The organism is Metabacillus indicus LMG 22858, assembly GCF_000708755.2.
In the GTDB taxonomy this organism is placed as follows: Bacteria; Bacillota; Bacilli; order Bacillales; family Bacillaceae; genus Bacillus_P; species Bacillus_P indicus.
The window spans coordinates 487,361-508,191 of the sequence record NZ_JGVU02000002.1 but is presented as its reverse complement, the minus strand read 5'-3'; the positions used below and the strand labels follow the sequence as shown (position 1 = coordinate 508,191).

Below are 20,831 nucleotides of genomic sequence, written 5' to 3'. Positions count from 1 at the left end.
AGAGATGATCCTGGATTCATTGGACAGGCCGTTAAGAGATTTGCGCATTTCTGTTACAGACAGATGTAATTTCCGCTGTAGCTACTGTATGCCGGAGCATCTTTTCGGAAGTGATTATCCTTTTTTGTCATCCGACCGCATTCTCTCATTTGAAGAGATTCATAGACTGGCTGAGATCTTTGCTTCTCTCGGTACGAAGAAAATCCGCCTTACGGGAGGCGAGCCTCTGCTCAGGAGAGAACTTCCGGTCTTGATTGCCATGCTCAGAAATGTCGACGGAATAGAGGACATCGGACTGACCACAAACGGATCTTTGTTGAAAACGTTTGCCTCTGAGCTTGCTGAAGCCGGGTTAAAGAGAGTAACCGTGAGTCTTGACGCGCTGGATCCTGAGCTCTTTTTTTCCATGAACGGCAAGAGAGGCGAAGCAGCCCAGGTGCTAAGAGGAATTGAGGCTGCGGCAGAAACCGGACTTTCGGTGAAAATAAACATGGTTGTCCAAAAAGGTGTAAATGAGACGGAGATTCTGCCCATGGCCTCTTTTTTTAAAGAAAAAGGACACACGCTGAGGTTCATCGAATATATGGATGTCGGCAATGCAAACGGGTGGGAGCTCTCCCACGTGACATCAAAGCAGGAAATAATCAAGATCATTGATGCAAAATTCCCTCTAAAGGCTGTACCGCCGGCATATCCGGGCGAGGTTGCCTCAAGGTACGAATACATGGACGGTTCCGGTGAGATCGGCGTCATTTCATCTGTAACGGATTCCTTTTGTTCATCATGCTCGAGGGCCAGGATTTCAGCTGAGGGAACTCTTTACACATGCCTCTTTGCTTCAAGAGGGCATGACTTAAGATCATTGCTTCGTTCTAATATGGATGACGCAATGCTAAAAGCAGAGATTGCGAACGTTTGGAATCTCCGCCATGACCGTTACTCAGATGAACGGATGAATACGAAAGAAGCCAGACAAAAGGTTGAAATGTCCCATATAGGAGGGTAGCCATGATTGAAATAAGAACCCCGATCCCAGTCTCGGAAGCTGTAAATCTAGTGATGGGACATGCCGTTTGCGGCAGCGCGGAGCATATTCCTCTTGAGGAGTCTTATGGCCGATTTCTTGCACAAGATCTCGTTGCAGATCATGATGTTCCGCCGTTTGACCGTTCCCCCTATGATGGATATGCTGTCAGATCTGTTGATACGGCAGGACTCTCAGGAGAAAAGAGAGCAGTCTTTCAAGTTGTCGGAGAAATCGGTGCCGGATCTGTCTTTGAAGGAAGTATCGGATACATGCAGGCAGTAAGAATTATGACTGGCGCAAAGCTCCCTGAAGGGGCTGATGCCGTTGTTATGCTTGAGCTGACAAAACCGCTTGCCGGGTCAAAAGTGGAATTAAAGAGAGAGATGAAACCAGGCGAAAATATTTCCTTCCGGGGAGAAGACACCAGGAGCGGTACAGTACTAGCTGAAAAAGGCTCTTTTATTACACCTGGATTATCAGCCCTTCTGGCAGCGTTCGGGTATGCAGAGGTTCCTGCTGCTAAAAAACCGGTTATAGGCGTTCTTGCAACAGGGAGTGAGCTTCTGAACCCTGATGAACCCCTCGAGGACGGGAAAATCCGCAACAGCAATACATATATGCTCCTCTCCCAAATTGAACGGGCAGGAGGAGTACCTCTTTACCTCGGCAAATTCAGCGATGACCTTAATCAGTGCACAGAGGCCGTTCAGCACGCGCTCGCAAAAGTAGATGTGCTGCTGACGACAGGCGGAGTTTCTGTCGGTGACTATGATTATTTGCCTGATATATATAAAAGAATCGGCGCATCTGTCCTCTTTAATAAAATCGCCATGAGACCAGGAAGCGTAACGACGGTGGCTGAACATCGCGGGAAGCTCCTCTTTGGTCTTTCGGGAAATCCTTCAGCCTGTTTCGTCGGTTTTGAAATGTTTGTAAGGCCTGTGATCAGGTTCTGCTGCTTCAGCAGCCGACCCCACATCAGAAAAGAAAAGGCCGTTTTGGGCTCTGATTTTGAGAAGGCAAATCCCTTTACAAGGTTTGTCCGCGGAACCATCGTCTATGAAGACGGAGTGATAAAAGCGGTGCCATCAGGATTCGACAAGTCAAGCGCCGTATCTTCGCTGGCAGATGCAAATGCCCTGATTGTCCTTCCGGGCGGAACGAGAGGGTACAAAGCAGGAATGAAGGCGGACATTCTTTTACTTGACGATCAAAAAGGAAGTGAACGCCAGTGGGAAAACACCGCGCCATCCTTCAGATAGCAGGTTTTCAGAATTCGGGAAAGACGGCTGTGATGGAAAAGCTGATTAAGAGAGCGCAGCGTGAATCTCTTAAAACCGGCACCATCAAGCATCACGGCCACGGCGGAGCGCCAGATAAGGCGTTGATGGAAAAGGACAGCGGAAAGCATTTAGAGGCAGGCTCAAAGCTTGCAGGAGTTGAGGGAGGCGGCGTTCTTCAGCTGTCGCTAGGTTCTGGATCATGGACGCTTGAAGAACTGCTGAACATTTACAGCCTGCTTGATTTGGATCTAATTTTAATTGAAGGCTATAAACATGCACCGTATCCTAAAGCCGTCTGCATACGGACCGAACGAGACCTAAGTCTTCTTGAACTGAATGGAATCGTTTGCGTTATTGCAGATAAGAAGGAAATGGTTCAAACCAGCGTGCCTGTTTTCAGTTTTCATGATGAGGAACACCTCTACTTGGATTTTTTAGTGAAGGTTGTGAAAAAACAATATGAATCAGAGTCTATTTGAACTGACAGAAAAGCTGATATCAGCAGAAGAAACAGCAAACAAAGTAGCAAACCGAAATGCCGGTGCAATCACCATTTTTATCGGGACGGTTCGCGAAATGACAAATGGAAAGAGAACGTTGTATCTTGAATACCAGGCATATAAGCCGATGGCGGAAAAAATGCTCATGCAAATCGGAAAAGAAATAAGTGAAAAGTGGCCGGGAACGGCAGCTGCCATTACCCACAGAACAGGCAGGCTTGAAATTTCCGAAGCAGCTGTCGTCATTGCCGTTTCATCGCCTCACCGAAAGGCCGCCTATGAAGCCAATGAATACGCGATTGAACGGATTAAAGAAATTGTCCCTATTTGGAAAAAAGAGCATTGGGATGACGGCACGGAATGGATCGGGAACCAGCTGCAAACGGAATCCTATCCGGAAGGCAAACCCGGGAAAGGAGAGCTCGCATGATTACTATTCTTCTTTTCGCCCATCTTGGGGACCAGGCCGGAAAAAGCACCGTTCAGATTCAGGCTGCCGGCATGACGGCAGGTGAAATGAAAGAGTCTATCTCTGAAACCTACAAGCTTAAGGGCATTCATACGGCGATGATCGCAGTGAATGAAGAATTTGCAGATGAAAGCACCGTGCTGAAAGACGGAGATACGGTGGCCTTTATACCGCCTGTGAGCGGCGGATAAACCCGGGAACATGCCCCGGTTTTGTTTACCTTTGTTAAGTAAACGCTTTCAAAATTTACCGAAAAGGAATTCAATCGATGGAGAAAGAATTACAGGGAGATGTTTCTTTGAAAGGAGAGGTTCTTTTGCCTGAAAAACAGTTTATCCGAGTAAATGAACGGGCGGTTTATGCTGATGAAAATCAAACAGCTCTCAAGCTGTTAAAAAGTCACGGGACAGACGTTCCAGCCGTTTGCTACCACGAGAGTCTGGGGCCGATCGAGACGTGTGATACATGCCTTATTAAGGTGAACGGTGAATTTAAAAGAGCCTGTTCCACTGAGGTACATCCCGGAGATGTACTGGACACAGAATCTCCTGAGGTGAAAGAGGCACAGCTCATCGCGATGGACAGAATCCTGCACAATCATGAATTGTACTGCACGGTTTGCGACTACAACAATGGCGGATGCGACATACATAATACGGTAAAAGCGATGAAAATTAATCATCAGAGCATTCCTTTTTCTAAGAAACCATACAAAGAAGATACGTCCAACCCGTTTTACAGATATGATCCTGATCAATGCATACTGTGCGGAAGATGTGTTGAAGCGTGCCAGAACGTTCAGGTAACAGAAACGCTTTCCATTGACTGGGAGCGCGAGAAGCCCCGCGTCATTTGGGACAGTGATGTGCCTATTAATGAATCTTCATGCGTCTCATGCGGCCATTGCTCAACCGTGTGTCCGTGCAATGCCATGATGGAAAAAGGCATGATCGGGGAAGCCGGATATCTGACTGGAATCAGCAAACAGACTCTCCGTCCCATGATTGAACTGACGAAAAATGTGGAAACAGGCTACGGCTCGATCCTCGCCATTTCAGACATGGAATCTGCCATGAGAGATGAAAAAATCAAAAAAACCAAAACGGTTTGCACCTATTGCGGAGTCGGATGCAGCTTTGACATTTGGACAAAAGACAGGAAGATCCTAAAAGTGGAACCTCATCCGGATGCTCCCGCAAACGGAATCTCCACGTGCATCAAAGGAAAATTCGGCTGGGATTTTGTAAACAGTGAAGAACGGCTGACAAAGCCCCTGATCCGTGAAGGAAACCACTTCAGAGAAGCTGAATGGGAGGAAGCTCTTACCCTGATTGCACAAAAGTTCACTCAAATTAAAAACGAGCACGGGCCGGATTCCCTGAGCTTCATCAGCTCCTCCAAATGCACGAATGAAGAATCATATTTGATGCAAAAGCTTGCAAGAGCAGTCATCGGGACGAATAACATTGATAACTGTTCCAGGTACTGTCAGACTCCGGCAACAATGGGCCTTTTCCGCACAGTCGGGTACGGAGGCGACTCTGGGACAATCAAAGACATTGAAGCGGCAGAACTGGTCCTGATCATCGGCTCAAACACGTCTGAATCTCATCCCGTGTTATCAACGAGGGTAAAGCGTGCCAACAAGCTGAACAGCCAAAAGCTGATCGTCGCGGATCTCAGAAAGCATGAAATGGCAGAGCGGTCTGATCTGTTTATCCAGCCTGCTTCCGGAACGGATCTAGTCTGGCTGTCAGCTGTAACAAATTACATCATTGAACAGGGATGGGAAGACCACCAGTTTCTGAGTAATAGAGTCAACGGATTTGAAAACTATCTCTCAAGCATCAAGAAATTCACACTTGATGAAGCAGAAAAGCTTTCAGGAATTCCGAAAGAGCAGATGATTCAAATCGCAAAGATGATTTATGAAGCGGAAAGCACGGTAGTCCTGTGGGCCATGGGCGTGACGCAGCACTCAGGAGGAAGTGATACAAGCACGGCTATTTCCAATCTGCTTCTTGTAACAGGGAATTACGGCAGACCGCATACAGGAGCATATCCGCTGAGAGGCCATAATAACGTTCAGGGAGCAAGCGACTTCGGAAGCATGCCTGACCGGCTTCCGTCCTACGAAAAAATAACGGACGGTTCTGTCAGAGAAAAGTACGAGAGAGCCTGGGGAGTGGAGCTTCCGGCCGAGCCTGGCCTCAACAATCATGAGATGGTTGCCGGCATACATGACGGCAGTGTGAAAGCGATGTATTTAAAAGGGGAAGAAATGGGTATAGTGGACTCCAATATGAACTATGTTCATGCCGCTTATGAAAAGCTCGACTTTTTTGTTGTGCAGGATTTATTTCTTTCAAAAACGGCCGAATATGCAGATGTTGTCCTGCCGGCAAGTCCAAGTCTTGAAAAAGAAGGGACCTTCACAAACACAGAACGGAGAGTTCAAAGACTCTACGAAGTGCTGGAACCTCTCGGAGATTCCAAACCTGACTGGAAAATCATTATGGATGTGGCCAATCAGCTTGGCGCAGGGTGGACCTATGATCACCCTTCAGACATCATGGCTGAAGCAGCCCAGCTTGCTCCTCTTTTTGCAGGGGTCACATACGAACGTCTTGAAGGCTACAGCAGTCTCGTCTGGCCGGTAAAGCCCGACGGTACAGATACACCCGTCCTCTTTTTGGATGAGTTTCCTTTTCCCGACGGAAAGGCGCGCCTCCATCCGGTGGAATGGACAAGACCGGTTGAATTTGACGATGAATATGACATCCATGTCAATAACGGCCGTCTGCTGGAACATTTCCATGAAGGGAATATGACATACAAATCCAAAGGAATCACATCCAAAACACCTCGGACCTTCCTTGAAGTTTCACCAGAACTCGCTTCGGAGCGCGGAATCAAAGACGGCTCTCTAGTAAGGCTCATTTCGCCATATGGCAAGGTGAAAGTGCAGTGCGTTGTTACAGACAGGGTGAAGGGGAAAGAAGTTTATTTGCCTATGAATGACTCAGGTGAGTCGGCGATCAATCTGATCACAAGCAGCTATGCGGACAAAGATACAGACACACCTGCCTACAAAGAGGTAAAGGCTAAACTGGAAGTTCTTGAGACAGAAGGAGTGAATCCTCTGCCGCGGACCAACTTCCGCTTCGGTCATCCAAATCCTCAGAGAGGCGTTGAAGTTGAACGAAAGTGGGGGCGGAAAGATTACGTATTTCCGGGAGATCTCGTTCAAAAGGAGGGGAAAAACGGTGGCAAAAGCAACTAAAACCATTGTCCGGCAGGAATTATCGGACGAAGAAAAAAGAAGCAGGGATTTAAGAGAAATCGAAGATGCCCTGATCACTCATAAAGAAGTGATTAAGGACACACTTGAAATCCTTCATCATATGCAGGATAAAGGCATACTCTCGCTTATGAATGGCCTTTTTGGGCAAGGTGACAAAGTATTGGACATTCTTGTAAAAACCGCTGACAACAAAGAAACAGCAAATACTATAAAAAATCTGCTTCTGATGACCGGCGTTCTCGGCATGATAAACGTCAAACAGCTTGAACCATTTTTAATGAAGGTGAACTCCGGAATTGCAAGAGTGGCTGAAAACAAAGAAACGAACGAAAAAACAGGCTATTTCGATCTCGCGAAATCTCTCAAAGATCCTGAAGTGAACCGGGCAGTGACCCTGCTCATTACCTTTTTAAAGGGAATGGGAGAAGAAACGCAGCATGTAGAGAAAGGGACTAGGAGCAAAGAGGATCAGGCAAGGTTCAAAGATCACACATTGGAATAAGAAGCAGGAGACAGGAGAATTTTTCCCTGTCTTTTTTTGATTGATACAACGAACTGAGGGCACTCTAACAGTAATTTGAATACCTTGTTCATTTTCAGGAATATTTACTTATTAATAAGGATATTTTTGGGTTAACATGGTATAATTTACACAAAAAGGGCAGGAGTGGTCATTCTTATGGAACAAAAACCTATGCATTACGATGGAAGCATTCAGGCAGAAAATGAAAATGCATCAGCAGCTGCTGCAGAGGATCTGCAAATTACCGATGAAATGAGAAAAAATCTCGGATTTAATCCATACTTTATTGAAAAAAACGAATAGACACCAAGGACTTGATGATTCAATCAGGTCCTTTTCTTTTGTAAGCGTTTATTAATTGAACCATGTTCTAAATAATCAACAGTTATTTTACTTCAGAAATTACTAGGATAAAAACGACCATAAGTAAAAGAAAACCGACTTTATCATTCTTCTAAAACTATGTTCCAAATAATCAATGATAAATAAAAACACGTACCAAAATTCCAATATCCCTATAATTTTAACCTCGCCCAGGTTTCAAAAGGGTCAAAAGGCTTATTTTCCCTTAAGATGCAGGAATTTCTTATAAAACATTGAATAGTTAGAACATGTAAAACTGTAAAAGGAGATGTCTTCAATGGGCGAGAAGAGAAGTGCCAGCGGTTTTTTGCTGAAGCAAAGAGCCTTTTTAAAGCTTTATATGATTCGTATGACAGAGCAGGACAGACTCTACGGCCTGAAGCTTCTTGATGTTCTGCGCGATGAGTTCAGAATTTACGGATACAGGCCAAATCATTCAGAGGTTTACAAGTCCCTGCACGAACTGATCGAAGACGGCATTTTAAAACAGGTCAAGCGGAAAAAAGAGGGGATGAAGCTTCAGGAGGTCGTATATTATCAATTCGAGGATTACGAAAAAGCAAAGCTATATAAAAAGCAGCTGAAAACCGAGCTTGACAGATGCCAGAAACTGCTCGGAAAAGCGCTTCAGGATAATTACACATAAGAGAGAATCCGCGGGTAGGATTCTCTCTTTGTTTCATCTTGTCTGCTGTTGGGTTATGATAAGAAGTGAATTGGAAGTAATGGAGGATATGAACTATGCTGCAAAATAAAATGAAAACGTATATCCAGCATCTGATCGAGGAAAAAACGGATGCGATTGGAATCTATACCACAGAAAAAATGTATGCAGAGAAGAACGGTTTTCTGCCAGAGAACGTAAAAGTTGAGGAACCCGATTTTCCACGTTTTGCAAAAGCGTATCTTGAGCGCGTAAACAAGGAAACAGAAGAGCTGATCTCTGCTGAGAATCCGGAATCCTTCCTTAAGGAAAAAGCAACATATGTGAAAATAAACAAATCGGAATTCATCTATATTGAATCTGACTGGTTTGACTATGTCGGGGCAGAAAACATTTCATTTGAGCATGATGACGTGTTTTCAACCTATAAGTTCCTGCTTGGTTTAAAATATAAAAAGGCAAAAGGAACAGCGCTAAAAGAATACTTCCTGCAAAAAGCCGGTGGTGATTCTGAGAAATTTGAGGTTCTTTTCAATGATAAGGACGGAATGTGGGATGTCAATTTTGACAGCGCCTTGCTCGCGGACTTCAGCGAAGAGGATGCACTCGAAGAAATGTTTGAAAAGCTCTACAGCTTCCTTTTTCAGCTGGCAGAAGCATTAGAAAAAACGGAATAGATACACTTTGTTAAAACCTGCAGCCATGCAGGTTTTTTCTTTTCATTATTCATTAATATTCATTTCAAATGTAATTTACTGTTCATCTTCCGTTCATATTCGAATAATAAACTATGGATGTCAAGAAGAGATGGGAGGAAATGAAAGATGAATATTGCATGGAAAGAAATCAAGAAAAATAAAGTGAGATTTTTGATTTTAGGTTCAATTGTTTTTCTCGTAAGTTTATTAACATTTATCATATCTGGTTTGGCAAATGGACTATCGCAAGACAATGCTGCCCTCATTAAAGATTTACCAAAAGGGCAATTTTATATGAATAAAGACGCTGAGGAAACTTATAACCTATCTAGAATAGACAGTGATATACAAAAAGAAATACTAAACAAACAAAAAGATGCTGTGGCCTTTTCTATTCAAATGGGTTTTCTAAATGACAAAGATGATAAACAACAAAGTGTCGCCTTTGTTGCATCCACTGATTCAAAGTTATTTGAAGATGTTAAAGATGGGGAAATTATAGTAGATAGCTCATTGAAGAATAAAGGTATAAAGGTTGGAGATACCTTGACTAATAATCAATTTAGCGGTGAATTTATCGTAAAGGGTTTTGTTGATCAAAAGAAATATAGTCATACCCCTGTTGCATATATACAGATGAAGAATTATCAAGAAATGTATCGAATGACGGAGATGCAATTGATTTTCATACCGGGAGGAGATTCTTCACAAGAATTCACTGGTTTACAATCATTTTCAAACAAAGATTTCCTCCAGACAATTCCAAGTTATAATGCAGAACAGATGTCTTTAAATATGATTGTCTGGTTTTTAGTTGTCATTAGCGGAATGCTGTTTGCTATCTTTTTCTACATGATGAACGTTCAGAAAATCGGTTTATACGGTATTTTAAAAGCAATTGGTATAAAAACAAGCAGACTATTTAAAATGATGTGGACACAAATGTTTTTTATTACATCAATTGCACTTATTATGTCTATAACTCTTAGTCAAGTTTTCAGTATGGCTGCGCCTGAAGGAATGCCATTCCATTTAACTTTTGAAACAACAGCACAATTATCTGTCATTTTCCTGATGATAGGATTTATTGGAGCTACACTATCAGGTATTCAAATCAAAAAGATCGAACCATTGCAGGCAATACAGCAAGGAGAGGCTTAATATGACAATCTTTACACTTGATGAAGTAAGAAAAACATTTACTACTGGTGAGATAGAGGAAGAAATCCTAAAAGGAATTAACCTTTCTCTTAAAGAAGGAGAGGTAACAGCATTAGTGGGTGCCTCAGGCTCTGGTAAAAGTACTCTCCTTACAATCGCTGCAGGACTGCAGCCTCCATCAAATGGGCACGTTGTATTTGATGGTAAGAATATGACTTCTATGAGTTCTGAACAGGTTCGAAAAATACGGGCAAGCAAATTTGGTTTTGTCTTTCAGTTTGCACATCTTGTTCCTTTTCTTACAGTTGAAGAACAGCTAATGCTGATGCTTGAGGTCTCTGAATCTAAATTAAAGAAATATGAACAAAAAAGAGAAGTTAATAAAATCCTAAAACTAGTTGAAATGGATCATCGGAAAAAGGCTTATCCATCTTCATTATCGGGCGGGGAAAAACAACGAGTGGCAATCGCTCGTGCGATGATCCATAAACCTAATATTCTCTTTGCAGATGAACCGACTGCAAGTTTAGATTCAAAAAGATCTCAAGACATTATGTCGTTAATTCAAGATTTAACTAAATCATTAAACATTACTGTATTGATGGTTACCCATGACGAAGAATTGCTTTCATATGTTGACCATGTCATCAAAATGAGTGATGGAATGGTTTTGCAGAGCGGAAATTAACATTCTGAAAGCTAGAGAATCTTTAATGCAAGTAAAATGCAAAGGAACAGCCTGCATATTTCTGCTGGGCTGTTTATTTGTTATTATTTACTAAATGTCCTTTTAAATGAAGCAATAATATTTAATCAAAATAAAATAGGAGAATAGAGAATGACAACTATTCTGATTGCAGATGACGATATCAATATTTTACAGCTAGTAAATATTCACTTAACCGAAGCTGGATATAAAGTATTTCAGGCAAAAGACGGTACTGAAGCATTAGGAGTTCTTAATAGAGAAGCATGTGATTTAGCAGTAGTGGATGTGATGATGCCTTTTATGGATGGGTATGCATTAACAAGGGAGATTCGAAGGGAATATGATATACCAGTAATCCTCTTAACAGCAAAGAATCAAATTGAGGATAAAGAAGAAGGATTTAGATCCGGGACGGATGATTATCTGGTCAAGCCATTTGAGCCAAAAGAATTACACTTTAGAATAGAAGCTTTATTGCGACGATACGACAAACACTCAGAAGAATCTATAATTTACTTAGGTAATACAGCGATAAATAAAAAAAACTATGAGGTTCAAATTGGGAATCGAACAATTCTTTTACCCTTAAAGGAATTCGAACTGCTGTATTTTCTGGCTTTAAATCCCATGCAAGTATTTTCTCGTCATCAACTAATAGAACATATTTGGGGGTTGGATTATGAAGGGGATGAACGAACTGTTGATGTTCATGTAAAAAGGTTAAGAGAACGTTTTTCTAAATTGACGGATGATGTTCAAATTAAGACAGTGCGTGGAGTTGGATATTCGCTGGAGGCAAATCGCAGATGAAATCTCTCTATGTGAAGTTTGTTGTCATTACTATTGGCATTATGATTTTTAGCGGGATAGTTGCTTTTTTAATCTCCAATACGTATTATCAGCAAAAATTAAAACCTTACAATGATCAAAAAAACACAAAAATCGCGTTAAATATTGCTGAATTTGCCGAGAACCATCCTGATATAAATCTTAAGGATTATTTGAATAATATCTCTTCGACCGGGTATCAAATTTTCTTGGTTGACATTTCTGGAAAGGAATCTTATTTCGGTGCACCATTTAGGGAAAATACTCTGTCTAATTCCGCTAAAGAACAAGTGTTAAACGGTGATATTTTTCACGGTATTCTAAATTTTCCACAGGGAACATTCGTCACAGGTTTTTTTGCAAACGAATTGAAGAATACGATTGGTGTACCGTTAACACATAATAAGGAAAAGTATGCTCTTTTCCTTAGACCGGATATTAAGCTCCTTTTTAACGAAATGCACATTTTATTTGCGTGGCTGCTTGCATTGATGATTGTTATGAGTATCGTTATGGTTCTTTTTACTGCAAAATATTTAGTGAATCCAATCTCAAAACTTACAACAGCCACAAAGTCACTGGCTGATGGGAATTTTAATGTTGACATTGATATTACTCGTGATGATGAGTTAGGAGAGCTTTCACGAAGTTTTTTGCAAATGGCAAGTAAACTGGAACAAATGGATGATATGAGGAAAGAGTTCATTTCGAATATTTCTCATGATATACAGTCACCTCTATCCAATATAAAAGGGTATACAAACCTATTGGAAAGTGAATCAATAAGTCCAAAAGAAAAAAGCAATTACATTTCTATCATCAATGGGGAAATTAAAAGGCTCTCTACACTTACGAAACAATTATTACTTCTTGCTTCGTTAGATCGCGATCAGGATATCATGAAAAGAAAATCCTTTAATGTTGGCGAGCAAATGAAGGAACTGGTGAGAAGCTATAAGTGGCTAATGGGTGAAAAAGGGATTAGCCTCGGTTTTACATTGCCAAATGTTGAAATTGTCGGGGACCCTTCTTTACTTTATACGGTTTGGGATAATCTGTTAACCAATGCCGTCAAATACAATAAAACCCATGGCAGTATTGAGATATCGATTGAAGAGAAAGAAAAATCTGTTTTGGTCACTTTTGAAGATACGGGGATCGGATTGAATGATGAAGAGAAAGAAAAAATTTTTGATCGTTTTTATCGAGCAGATACCGCCCGGACGCGTTCAGTTGAGGGAACAGGACTAGGACTATCAATTGTTGCTGCTATTGTTGAACTGCATGGCGGACTGATTCATGTGAATAGTAAGGAAAATGAAGGAACTGCCTTTATTGTAGAATTACCTTTAAGTTAGTTTTCGTTAAGCGCAGGCGCTTCCACTTTTGTTTTTAGGCGTTCACCCATCCCAATCTGTTACATATGTTAACAGAAAAGGTGAGAGGATGATTGGATGAGCAGAAAACCGCATCATTACTTCCCCTGCGGCAATACAGCGAAGGGCTACTACAGTCTGTACGAATCCGTACTGGAGGGCATAAACCAGGTGTTCTTATTAGAAGGCGGGTCAAGAGGAGCCAGGTCTTTATGTATTCAGTCTGTCAGCGAAACTCTGAGAGCGAACGGGGAATCACTTGATATCCTCCACTGTCCATTTCATCCGGATTGGCTGGAAGGGCTGCTTTTGACAGATAAGGGTATTGCTCTTTTAGATTGCGACGTGTCAGAAATCAGAAAATTTGTTTCTGCAGATGCCATCCAGGTGATTGTTATGGAGACTGAAAACAACCAATTGCTGCCTGCAGATCGCAAAGGGGTCCTTACAGCAAGAGTGGCTGCTGAATATGAAAAGGCTTATGCCGCTTTTTCTGCCTCGCTAAAAGCTCATGATGATATAGAGGATATTTACATTTCACAAATGGACTTTTCAGAAGCAGATCAATTGGCACAGCGTTTGATACAAACTTTTTACGGAGAACAGACTGCTGGTAAAACCGCTGTGGTCAAACATCGATTTTTGGGAGCAGCCACCCCGGATGGAGCTGCAGATTTTATCCCAAATCTTACAGCAGACATTAAAAAACGCTATTTTATTAAAGGCAGAGCAGGGTCAGGTAAATCAACAATGCTGAAAAAAATTGCCGCTGCAGGAGCAGACAAAGGGTTCGATGTGGAAATTTATCACTGCGGTTTTGATCCGAACAGTCTTGATATGGTCATTTTGCGGGAGCTTGGCCTTGCGATTTTTGACAGTACGGCCCCGCATGAATATGAACCGGAAAAAGAGTCGGATGAAATTGTCGATATGTATGATTTGTGCATTGCACCAGGAACGGATGAGGCCTTTTCTGCTGAAATTGACCGAACGACTCAAGCCTATAAAGAGAAAATGAAAGATGGAATAACGTATCTTTCTAAAGCTAAAAGTATGCTTGATGAGCTTGAGCGGGGGAAGGGCTGTGCCGAAGAGGGACAGTTCCAGAGGGTCTGCAGCATCCTTGTTTCTGAAATCACTGAATAACCAAAAAACCTGGAGCCTTTTGTCAGCTCCAGGTTTTTAGCATTCGATTAAAAAATATGCCCATAAAACCGTTCTTTAAAACGAATCATTTAGAAACATGCTTCAGGAGGGACAGAATATGGGCAAACATCATGAAGATGAAGAAGTGAGGGAGCTCGTTATAACCGCCTCGCGTTCAGAAAAAACAAAGGATGAATTCAGAGTCTTTCTTCAATGGAAGAAACTGCAGACTGAAGTGAAGAAACAAGCAGATGCAACGTTCAGATCCCTGATGAAATAATCGGGATCTTTTTTTTAGCCTTTTTTTCTTTTTGAGATTTCATCTGTTACGACAAAGGCCAAATCATCATTTCCGAATAGGGACAGGACGCCAAGCAGGGTATGATCCGCTATTTCTCCTGCTTCCTCTTTCGGGACAGTGAGCTCGATTGCTTGTTTTAATTCGGCATTTTCAAGTTGGGCAGGGTAGGCACGCGCATACAGCTCTTTAGGGTTCAGGTCATTATTTACGCACCACTGGGCAAAGACAAGGACCATCATTTGCTCATCCCGCTGATAGTTGCGGATGATTTGTTCTTGCGTTTCTTTCGAATTCACGTTCATGCTCCTAACTGTTAAATATTCTGCATCCTTCATCATATCACATGCAGAAGCCTCATAAGGATAAGTTTTCTGAGCATAGGAATGGAGTAAGGCTTAAAAATGCGGGAGGGATGCCACCTGAATCTTTCAGAAAGAATCACCTTTATCCTGGATGGCGTAAAAACAGCTTCAAAGGAAGAGCTTTATAAAGCGCTGATTGGATTAAACATTCAAAAAGAGGAGCTGATGCCTCTCATAAAAGAGGACAGGAGCAAACCATATTACAGAAAACTTCTTTATAAAAATGAACACCTTGAACTGCTTGTCATGAACTGGTCTGACCTTGAGTGTGCACCTCATGACCACGGGTATTCATTCGGATGGATACAGGTTATAAACGGTGTGTCCAGAAATACGGTGTATAAGGTAAAAGGCGAAGCACTTCCTTCTGAACTCTTCACGGAACTGAAAAGAGAAGGAAAGACCTTTTTTGCACCCAAATTCGGCGTCCACAAAATGGCTGAAGCCGGCAATACCGGCCTGATAACTCTTCACCTTTACGCACCGCCTATCACGGGCATGAAAGTGTACGATTTAGAGAAGTGCGCTGCCTGTGTGGTTTCGGATGACTGCGGTGCATGGTGGCCGGATGACCTCCGGCAGCAAGTGAAAGAAATAAAGCTTAAGAGCGCTGCGGACTGAGTCTGCAGCGTTTCTTTTTGGGTATAACTATAAAGAGGTGATTATACATGCGAGTTTTCTTCCATACAGCTGTTCTGTTTCTGACTGGATTTTGCCTGTATCTGGCGTGGACAGGCTTTATAGAAAAAGAATTGACGGTTAACACGCTCAACGGAGAGATCATGGAAAAAATCCGGGAAGATTCCATAGCAGAAACAGGAATCAATGTTCAAAAAAAGGCCGTGTATAGAGTAAGGTTATCGACCGGGAAGGTGTTTGCCGTTTCGTCATCTGTTTTTGAAAGGGTTGAAAAAGGAGAAAATGTGCAGTTTGCTGAAAAAGACAAGCATTTTTACCTGATTGACGGCCGCAAAATCATTTATTAAAAACGGTAGCAATCCTATGCGCCAATATGAGATAATACATAAGTTGTTTTAAAAACAAGAATATAGGAAGTGTAATTAATGATAAAAATCGATATACCAAGATCAGACGTTGTACTGACAAGAAACCCTGTAAAAGGACAGCCTGTAGAAGCTCCTCTCAGCAGCGAATACGGCTTTACAGATTACAATAAAATTCCCCGCGATAAAGGCGGAATTTTTATGTTCTTTAATATTAACGATGAGCTTTTGTTTGTAGGAAAAGCTCGCAAGCTTAGACAGCGCATTAAAAAGCATTTTGAGGATCAGGTTTCTCCAATCAAAAATCACCGCGATGAAGTGCACGAAATTGCCGTTTGCATCGTTGAAAGCCCGATGGAACGCGAAATTTACGAAACGTATCTGATCAATGAGCTTCAGGCGAAATATAATGTTGAGAAGGTTTTTTATAAATAAGAAAAACAGACATCCGGCTGGGCTGGATGTTTTTTTATTTTTAAGAAAATAAAGATAGGCGATTTCAGGAGATTGTCTTATGATAATAGAAGATGAACTATTTAGTGAGGCGAAATATCTTGATGATCACTTATTTCCGGGGTTTTAAAACAGATTATGGCTCTTACAGCAGCAACGTCAAATTGGCCTTTATGGCTAATATTCTCATTCAGATTGGAATGGGTATTTTTATGACCCTTTATAACCTGTACTTGAAAGATCTTGGGTACAGTGAACAGACCAATGGAAACGTCATTGCCCTGACTGCTCTTGCTCAGACGTTTTTTCTTGTTCCTGCAGGTTTTTTAAGTGACCGAAAGGGAAGGAAAAATATGATGGCTGTCGGAGCGGCTCTTTCTGCTGTTCTGATGATAGGCAGGTCAGTAATAGAATGGGAGCTCCTTTTGCTTGTATTCGCATTTGGCAGCGGTATTTTCATGTCTTTTATTCAGGTGTCCATGATTCCATGGCTTGCCGAAAATTCAACTGAAAAGGAAAGAAGCAAGCTTTTCAGTTTTCACTTTGCGGTGATGATGGCGGCAAGCGTCATCGGCAATCTTGCCGGCGGAGTTTTGACTGACCTCTTTACGTTTGCAGGATTGCAATCAACAGACAGTTTGAGGCTGACACTGCTGATTGGAAGCGGTGTTTACCTGGCAGGACTTTTTCCTGTTCTTCTGATGAAAGAAGAAAGAAAACGGCAGAAACCTAAAAAGCTAAAAGAAACAGCGGACGGCAATCAGAATTGGAAGCTGGTCATCCTCTTTGTTGGCGCACAGGCCATCATCGGGCTTGGATCAGGTCTTGTCATCCCGTATTTAAATCTGTATTTTGCAGACCGGTTTGACATTTCCTTTTCTGCCATTGGAATTATCCTCTCGCTCGGTCAAGGCGCAACCGCGGTCGCAATGCTGATTGGACCTGCGATTGTCAGCAGAATGGGAGAAGTAAAGGCGGTTGTCCTGCTGCAGCTGCTGTCCCTGCCATTTTTGCTGATTACTGGATTTACAACAAACATTTATCTTGCCGTCATCGGATTTCTATTCCGCCAGGCGTTGATGAACGCAGGCAATCCGATACAAACCTCCCTCATGATGAGAAAAGTGCCGGATCATCAAAAAGGAATAGCAAATTCCTTAAGCCAGATGGCTTTTTCATTCGGCTGGGCGGCGATGGGTCCTGTGTCTGCTTATGTTGTCGCTGAATATGGCTCCTATTGGGGATATGCCAATGTTTTCAGCCTGACCGGCATCATTTATCTAGCAGGCGCCATTTACTTTTACATCGTGTTTAAGGAAGAAAAAACAACTGTGGTTCAAAAAAGAGCGGCTGTCTGAGCTGTATTTCTGCAAGAAACAAATGGTATAATAAAATGAATGCAAGAAGAATGCTTGAAAGGGGTTCAAAAACATGGAACCGATTGAAATTGGAGAAATCTTTACAATTAGCGACGAGAACAATCAGGAGCACGAGGTAGAGGTGCTTGGCGTGCTGACTGTTGAAGGATCAGAGTACGTGGCAGTAGGGTTTGTTGAAGAAATTCAGGAAGACACAGATGAAGATATCGATATTTACTTTTTGAAGGTTGATGAAGAAGGCGATTTTTCTGCGATTGAAACAGACGAAGAATTCGACAAAGTTTCGTCTGCATTTGACCAGATGATGGAAGAAGAAGAGTCAAACTAATACATACCCGGAGCCGTCTGCTTGAATGCAGGCGGTTTTTTTATGCAAAAAAGGTCGGAATGGCGCAGGAAAAAAGAATCATTTTTTATGAGAAAACAACTATACTGACATAAATTAATTTAGACATGATCTATTCATCCCGCAAGAAGAAAATGGTAATTATTAAAATTTTTTCTATTCTTCTTTTCTCTTAAGCTTTCCAAACAGGTAAAAAGTCATAATAAATGAAATAATTCAAATATTGACATAATTTCCACTATTTTTTACTATTACATTATAATTCAATATTTACATAAATATGGATTAAATAAAAACAGGGGAGGCTGTCAGGATGAAGAAAATTAAAATCAAAAAGGTTGAAAAGCTGGTTGCTCTTGTAAACCATCACGCGTAATGAATAAAAGGCTTTAGGACAAGCATCAGAGTCCCTAAAGCCTTTTTTAGTATGAAGGAGCTGAAAAAGCAGATGAACCCTGTCTTAAAAACAATATATACCCCGATCATCGTATTTGACGGCAAAGTCCAGATCGGCAAAGAGGATGGCAATCTTGAACTTGAAGATCTTGATGGAAGTGTCCGGGATCTGCTGAACCTGATGGACGGAACACGAAATACGGTGGAGCTTGCAAATGAAATGAACATAGATCATGCGGATTTGCTTGAAATTTTGAATGACCTTGATGAATATGGACTTGTTGAAGATGCTTCTGCAGTCAAATACACGTCTCTAAATGAAAATGAACGGGAAAGATATCGTTCAAATCTTAACTACTTTTCCAATTTTTCAACTCTAAAGAAAAGCAGATTCACATACCAGGAGACATTTAAACATACAACGGTTGCCCTGCTTGGACTCGGAGGCTTCAGTTTAACAGCAGCTGCCCTTGCAGGAATGGGAACAGGCAGAATTATTGGGCTTGATTATGATTCGGTTGAACTCAGCAACCTTAACCGCCAGTTTCTATACTGTGAAGACGACATTGGAAAACTTAAAACAGAGGCTTCAAGTGATCGCTTAAAAAAGATTAACAGTGAAATTGATATTGAAGTACATAATGTGAAAATTGAAGATGCAAAGAGTTTGCTGCCAGTCATAAGGGAATCGGATATTGTCATAAACGGGATCGATCAGCCAAGCATATTATCTACAAGATGGGTGAATTTTGCCTGTGTCAAATTAGGCAAGCCTTACATTCTTGGAGGCATTGGACACACGAGTATTATTCTCCAAAAATATGTTCCTGGTGAAGGTAACGGGTGCTTTGATTGCTACTTGCTGAACAGTTTACGGGAGGCGCCAGAATTTATCCACCAGCTAAAAGCTGTGTATGGGGCTTCTTTTCAGAAGAGAAACACAGCATTTGCTCCTAATATCGCGATGATCACAGGTCTCGTAACAAATGAACTGGCTAAATTAATTGCGGGATATGAAAGGGCCGACCATCAATCTTCGTCTCTTGAAATCAGCAGTCTTTCATTTGAGCGATTATCTGAAACTCTATGGAAGAAAGCATCGGGCTGTCCGACGTGCAATGGCCATATGAACTCAGATGAGCCTGCAGACCTGAATATGATTCTGGAATTATCTAAAGAAAGCAGGGTCTGAATGAATATAACATTAGATTCTAAAGTAACGGCTAAACTTTCTGTTCAGGCAGACGGAGAAGAATTTACAGTAGGAGACCCAGTCAGCGGTACATTTATCCGGGTCCCTTATGAAGCTGTGCACATCATCCATATGCTGGACGGTGTCAAAACGCTGAACGAAATCTCTGAACAGCTGAGAAACGAACAAATGGATGCGGATGTTTTAGATTTTGTCGAAACTCTTCATGAGCTTGAGTTGATCTATTCGATTGACGGGAAAGTGTTTTTAATACCGCCAGATGAAAAACCTGTCAGCAAATCTCTTTTTGCTGCAGCCTCCGTCATCTTTCACCCGATCAGTCAAGTATGTTATGTCCTGTTTTTTCTTCTCAGTATAGGTATGATTGCAGGTATTCCCGAATTGCGTCCTGTCTACAAAGATTTTTGGGCAGCAGAAGCAACAGGGCTCAGTCTATTGTTATTATTTTTCATATCCTGGCCTCTGACCATTCTTCATGAACTGGGCCATTATTTAGCTGCTTTAAGACTCGGCATACCAGTTAAATTTAATTTGAGCCTGAGATTTTACTGGCTTGTGGTCGAAGCAGATATGACGGGGCTCTGGTCCGTTTCCAAGCAGAAAAGGTATTTGCCCTATGCTGCAGGAATGGCTGTTGATTCCTTTCTTCTCTTTTTATCGTTAGCCGGTCAGATGGCAGCTGCAGGATTTGCCTTGAAGCTACTGAAAATGATTACGCTGCTTCTTGTGATGAGATTTGCCTGGCAGCTTTTGATTTTTTTGCGGACAGATATCTATTTCCTGATTATGAACAAGCTGAACATGCCAAGCCTCCACGGTTATGCAAAAGAAATAATGACGGGGTATATGAGGAAAAAAGATCGTGGAGAAAGCCTGAAAGAAGAATTATCCGTAAAAGAAATGTCCTATGTTAAAAGCTTTGCATCATGTTACCTTATAGGCGGCATCATAGCAGCAGGATTATTGTTCTTGTACAGTCTTCCGGGGCTTTACGTGCTTCTGAAGCAGACAATGGTGCAGCTTTCCGTCTATTCGTTAAACAGCTGGCTATTTTGGGACGGCATCATCACCCTGGCAATCTTATCTGTTAATGCTGTAATTTGGAGCATCGGTGCAGCAAGTAAATATAAAGGAAGCAAAACGGGTACTCTACCTATAAGCTCAAATGAAGCGACTTAAACATGCAAAGATCCACTTGCATGTTTTTTTCATTGGTCAGACTGCATGATTATTAATGAAAAGCGAATTAATATGACCTTTTCAAAGAATTGTTTTTCGTTTTTCCTTTCTTTATAGTACAATCAATTAATGGAAAAAAAGATAAGG

General features: G+C 41.8%; 24 protein-coding genes. 23 read left to right on the top strand and 1 reads right to left on the bottom strand.

The window, feature by feature from the left end:
- Positions 1 to 4: 4 nt before the first annotated feature.
- The 16 genes from moaA (at position 5) to AZ46_RS21860 (ending at position 14,331) form a co-directional block, all read left to right on the top strand.
- Positions 5 to 1,006, top strand: a complete 1,002-nt coding sequence (moaA, locus tag AZ46_RS05740; protein ID WP_029280982.1) for a GTP 3',8-cyclase MoaA — start codon at positions 5 to 7, stop codon at positions 1,004 to 1,006.
- A 5-nt stretch (positions 1,007 to 1,011) separates the two neighbouring features.
- Positions 1,012 to 2,289, top strand: a complete 1,278-nt coding sequence (locus AZ46_RS05735; RefSeq protein ID WP_035319245.1) for a molybdopterin molybdotransferase MoeA — start codon at positions 1,012 to 1,014, stop codon at positions 2,287 to 2,289.
- Positions 2,259 to 2,789 carry a molybdopterin-guanine dinucleotide biosynthesis protein B gene (gene mobB, locus AZ46_RS05730; protein ID WP_029280986.1) on the top strand — a complete coding sequence of 177 codons (531 nt, stop codon included), beginning with the start codon at positions 2,259 to 2,261 and terminating at the stop codon, positions 2,787 to 2,789. The genes AZ46_RS05735 and mobB overlap by 31 nt, the downstream gene beginning before the upstream one ends.
- Positions 2,770 to 3,240 carry a molybdenum cofactor biosynthesis protein MoaE gene (locus AZ46_RS05725; protein WP_029280988.1) on the top strand — a complete coding sequence of 157 codons (471 nt, stop codon included), beginning with the start codon at positions 2,770 to 2,772 and terminating at the stop codon, positions 3,238 to 3,240. Before mobB ends, AZ46_RS05725 begins: the two co-directional genes overlap by 20 nt.
- On the top strand, positions 3,237 to 3,470 hold the full coding sequence (gene moaD, locus AZ46_RS05720) for a molybdopterin converting factor subunit 1 (protein WP_029280990.1): 234 nt from the start codon (positions 3,237 to 3,239) through the stop codon (positions 3,468 to 3,470). The genes AZ46_RS05725 and moaD overlap by 4 nt, the downstream gene beginning before the upstream one ends.
- Before the next feature lie 125 nt (positions 3,471 to 3,595).
- Entirely contained in the window at positions 3,596 to 6,562 is a 2,967-nt protein-coding gene (gene fdhF / locus AZ46_RS05715) for a formate dehydrogenase subunit alpha (protein ID WP_029280992.1), read from the top strand.
- Positions 6,546 to 7,085, top strand: a complete 540-nt coding sequence (locus AZ46_RS05710) for a helical membrane plugin domain-containing protein (RefSeq protein WP_029280994.1) — start codon at positions 6,546 to 6,548, stop codon at positions 7,083 to 7,085. The genes fdhF and AZ46_RS05710 overlap by 17 nt, the downstream gene beginning before the upstream one ends.
- A gap of 177 nt (positions 7,086 to 7,262) precedes the next feature.
- Positions 7,263 to 7,409: a hypothetical protein gene (locus AZ46_RS22145; protein ID WP_168713762.1), complete on the top strand. Its 147-nt coding sequence runs from the start codon at positions 7,263 to 7,265 to the stop codon at positions 7,407 to 7,409.
- Positions 7,410 to 7,746: 337 nt separating this feature from the next.
- Positions 7,747 to 8,115 carry a helix-turn-helix transcriptional regulator gene (locus AZ46_RS05705; RefSeq protein ID WP_029280996.1) on the top strand — a complete coding sequence of 123 codons (369 nt, stop codon included), beginning with the start codon at positions 7,747 to 7,749 and terminating at the stop codon, positions 8,113 to 8,115.
- Positions 8,116 to 8,210: 95 nt separating this feature from the next.
- Positions 8,211 to 8,810: a hypothetical protein gene (locus AZ46_RS05700; RefSeq protein ID WP_029280998.1), complete on the top strand. Its 600-nt coding sequence runs from the start codon at positions 8,211 to 8,213 to the stop codon at positions 8,808 to 8,810.
- 147 nt (positions 8,811 to 8,957) lie between these two features.
- Entirely contained in the window at positions 8,958 to 9,992 is a 1,035-nt protein-coding gene (locus AZ46_RS05695; RefSeq protein WP_029280999.1) for an ABC transporter permease, read from the top strand.
- Position 9,993: 1 nt separating this feature from the next.
- Entirely contained in the window at positions 9,994 to 10,680 is a 687-nt protein-coding gene (locus AZ46_RS05690; RefSeq protein ID WP_029281000.1) for an ABC transporter ATP-binding protein, read from the top strand.
- A gap of 150 nt (positions 10,681 to 10,830) precedes the next feature.
- Positions 10,831 to 11,511 (top strand): response regulator transcription factor, encoded by a 681-nt coding sequence (locus AZ46_RS05685; RefSeq protein ID WP_029281001.1) that lies wholly within the window; start codon positions 10,831 to 10,833, stop codon positions 11,509 to 11,511.
- On the top strand, positions 11,508 to 12,887 hold the full coding sequence (locus AZ46_RS05680; RefSeq protein ID WP_029281002.1) for a sensor histidine kinase: 1,380 nt from the start codon (positions 11,508 to 11,510) through the stop codon (positions 12,885 to 12,887). The genes AZ46_RS05685 and AZ46_RS05680 overlap by 4 nt, the downstream gene beginning before the upstream one ends.
- A 96-nt stretch (positions 12,888 to 12,983) precedes the next feature.
- On the top strand, positions 12,984 to 14,051 hold the full coding sequence (locus AZ46_RS05675) for a hypothetical protein (protein WP_051865254.1): 1,068 nt from the start codon (positions 12,984 to 12,986) through the stop codon (positions 14,049 to 14,051).
- A 118-nt stretch (positions 14,052 to 14,169) separates the two neighbouring features.
- On the top strand, positions 14,170 to 14,331 hold the full coding sequence (locus AZ46_RS21860) for a hypothetical protein (RefSeq protein ID WP_161781197.1): 162 nt from the start codon (positions 14,170 to 14,172) through the stop codon (positions 14,329 to 14,331).
- Between the two features lie 14 nt (positions 14,332 to 14,345).
- On the opposite strand, the gene AZ46_RS05670 is transcribed toward AZ46_RS21860, so the two are convergent.
- Positions 14,346 to 14,648 (bottom strand): hypothetical protein, encoded by a 303-nt coding sequence (locus tag AZ46_RS05670; RefSeq protein ID WP_029281004.1) that lies wholly within the window; start codon positions 14,646 to 14,648, stop codon positions 14,346 to 14,348.
- Between the two features lie 105 nt (positions 14,649 to 14,753).
- Here AZ46_RS05670 and AZ46_RS05665 point away from each other — a divergent pair, with 105 nt between their 5' ends.
- The 7 genes from AZ46_RS05665 (at position 14,754) to AZ46_RS05635 (ending at position 20,684) form a co-directional block, all read left to right on the top strand.
- Entirely contained in the window at positions 14,754 to 15,335 is a 582-nt protein-coding gene (locus AZ46_RS05665; protein ID WP_152554721.1) for a cysteine dioxygenase, read from the top strand.
- Positions 15,336 to 15,382: 47 nt separating this feature from the next.
- Positions 15,383 to 15,700: a hypothetical protein gene (locus AZ46_RS05660; RefSeq protein WP_029281007.1), complete on the top strand. Its 318-nt coding sequence runs from the start codon at positions 15,383 to 15,385 to the stop codon at positions 15,698 to 15,700.
- Between the two features lie 78 nt (positions 15,701 to 15,778).
- Positions 15,779 to 16,153 carry a nucleotide excision repair endonuclease gene (locus tag AZ46_RS05655; RefSeq protein WP_029281009.1) on the top strand — a complete coding sequence of 125 codons (375 nt, stop codon included), beginning with the start codon at positions 15,779 to 15,781 and terminating at the stop codon, positions 16,151 to 16,153.
- A gap of 122 nt (positions 16,154 to 16,275) precedes the next feature.
- Positions 16,276 to 17,529 (top strand): MFS transporter, encoded by a 1,254-nt coding sequence (locus AZ46_RS05650; RefSeq protein ID WP_029565705.1) that lies wholly within the window; start codon positions 16,276 to 16,278, stop codon positions 17,527 to 17,529.
- A 73-nt stretch (positions 17,530 to 17,602) separates the two neighbouring features.
- The gene (locus AZ46_RS05645; RefSeq protein ID WP_029281012.1) at positions 17,603 to 17,878 is read left to right on the top strand and encodes a DUF1292 domain-containing protein; all 276 of its coding nucleotides are present in this window, start codon (positions 17,603 to 17,605) and stop codon (positions 17,876 to 17,878) included.
- Positions 17,879 to 18,344: 466 nt separating this feature from the next.
- A complete protein-coding gene (locus AZ46_RS05640; RefSeq protein WP_029281014.1) occupies positions 18,345 to 19,484 on the top strand; it encodes a HesA/MoeB/ThiF family protein in 1,140 nt (379 codons plus the stop codon).
- Entirely contained in the window at positions 19,485 to 20,684 is a 1,200-nt protein-coding gene (locus AZ46_RS05635; RefSeq protein WP_029281016.1) for a hypothetical protein, read from the top strand.
- Positions 20,685 to 20,831 lie beyond the last annotated feature (147 nt).

Coding starts and splice junctions, on each gene's coding strand:
- AZ46_RS05655 (WP_029281009.1), top strand. CDS start 15,779: ATGATAAAAATCGATATACCAAGATCAGACGTTGTACTGACAAGAAAC.
- AZ46_RS05680 (WP_029281002.1), top strand. CDS start 11,508: ATGAAATCTCTCTATGTGAAGTTTGTTGTCATTACTATTGGCATTATG.
- AZ46_RS05690 (WP_029281000.1), top strand. CDS start 9,994: ATGACAATCTTTACACTTGATGAAGTAAGAAAAACATTTACTACTGGT.
- AZ46_RS05675 (WP_051865254.1), top strand. CDS start 12,984: ATGAGCAGAAAACCGCATCATTACTTCCCCTGCGGCAATACAGCGAAG.
- AZ46_RS05665 (WP_152554721.1), top strand. CDS start 14,754: ATGCGGGAGGGATGCCACCTGAATCTTTCAGAAAGAATCACCTTTATC.
- moaA (WP_029280982.1), top strand. CDS start 5: ATGATCCTGGATTCATTGGACAGGCCGTTAAGAGATTTGCGCATTTCT.
- AZ46_RS05685 (WP_029281001.1), top strand. CDS start 10,831: ATGACAACTATTCTGATTGCAGATGACGATATCAATATTTTACAGCTA.
- AZ46_RS21860 (WP_161781197.1), top strand. CDS start 14,170: ATGGGCAAACATCATGAAGATGAAGAAGTGAGGGAGCTCGTTATAACC.
- AZ46_RS05640 (WP_029281014.1), top strand. CDS start 18,345: ATGAACCCTGTCTTAAAAACAATATATACCCCGATCATCGTATTTGAC.
- AZ46_RS05650 (WP_029565705.1), top strand. CDS start 16,276: ATGATCACTTATTTCCGGGGTTTTAAAACAGATTATGGCTCTTACAGC.
- AZ46_RS05700 (WP_029280998.1), top strand. CDS start 8,211: ATGCTGCAAAATAAAATGAAAACGTATATCCAGCATCTGATCGAGGAA.
- AZ46_RS05725 (WP_029280988.1), top strand. CDS start 2,770: ATGAATCAGAGTCTATTTGAACTGACAGAAAAGCTGATATCAGCAGAA.
- moaD (WP_029280990.1), top strand. CDS start 3,237: ATGATTACTATTCTTCTTTTCGCCCATCTTGGGGACCAGGCCGGAAAA.
- AZ46_RS05660 (WP_029281007.1), top strand. CDS start 15,383: ATGCGAGTTTTCTTCCATACAGCTGTTCTGTTTCTGACTGGATTTTGC.
- AZ46_RS05635 (WP_029281016.1), top strand. CDS start 19,485: ATGAATATAACATTAGATTCTAAAGTAACGGCTAAACTTTCTGTTCAG.
- AZ46_RS05645 (WP_029281012.1), top strand. CDS start 17,603: ATGGAACCGATTGAAATTGGAGAAATCTTTACAATTAGCGACGAGAAC.
- AZ46_RS22145 (WP_168713762.1), top strand. CDS start 7,263: ATGGAACAAAAACCTATGCATTACGATGGAAGCATTCAGGCAGAAAAT.
- AZ46_RS05695 (WP_029280999.1), top strand. CDS start 8,958: ATGAATATTGCATGGAAAGAAATCAAGAAAAATAAAGTGAGATTTTTG.
- AZ46_RS05705 (WP_029280996.1), top strand. CDS start 7,747: ATGGGCGAGAAGAGAAGTGCCAGCGGTTTTTTGCTGAAGCAAAGAGCC.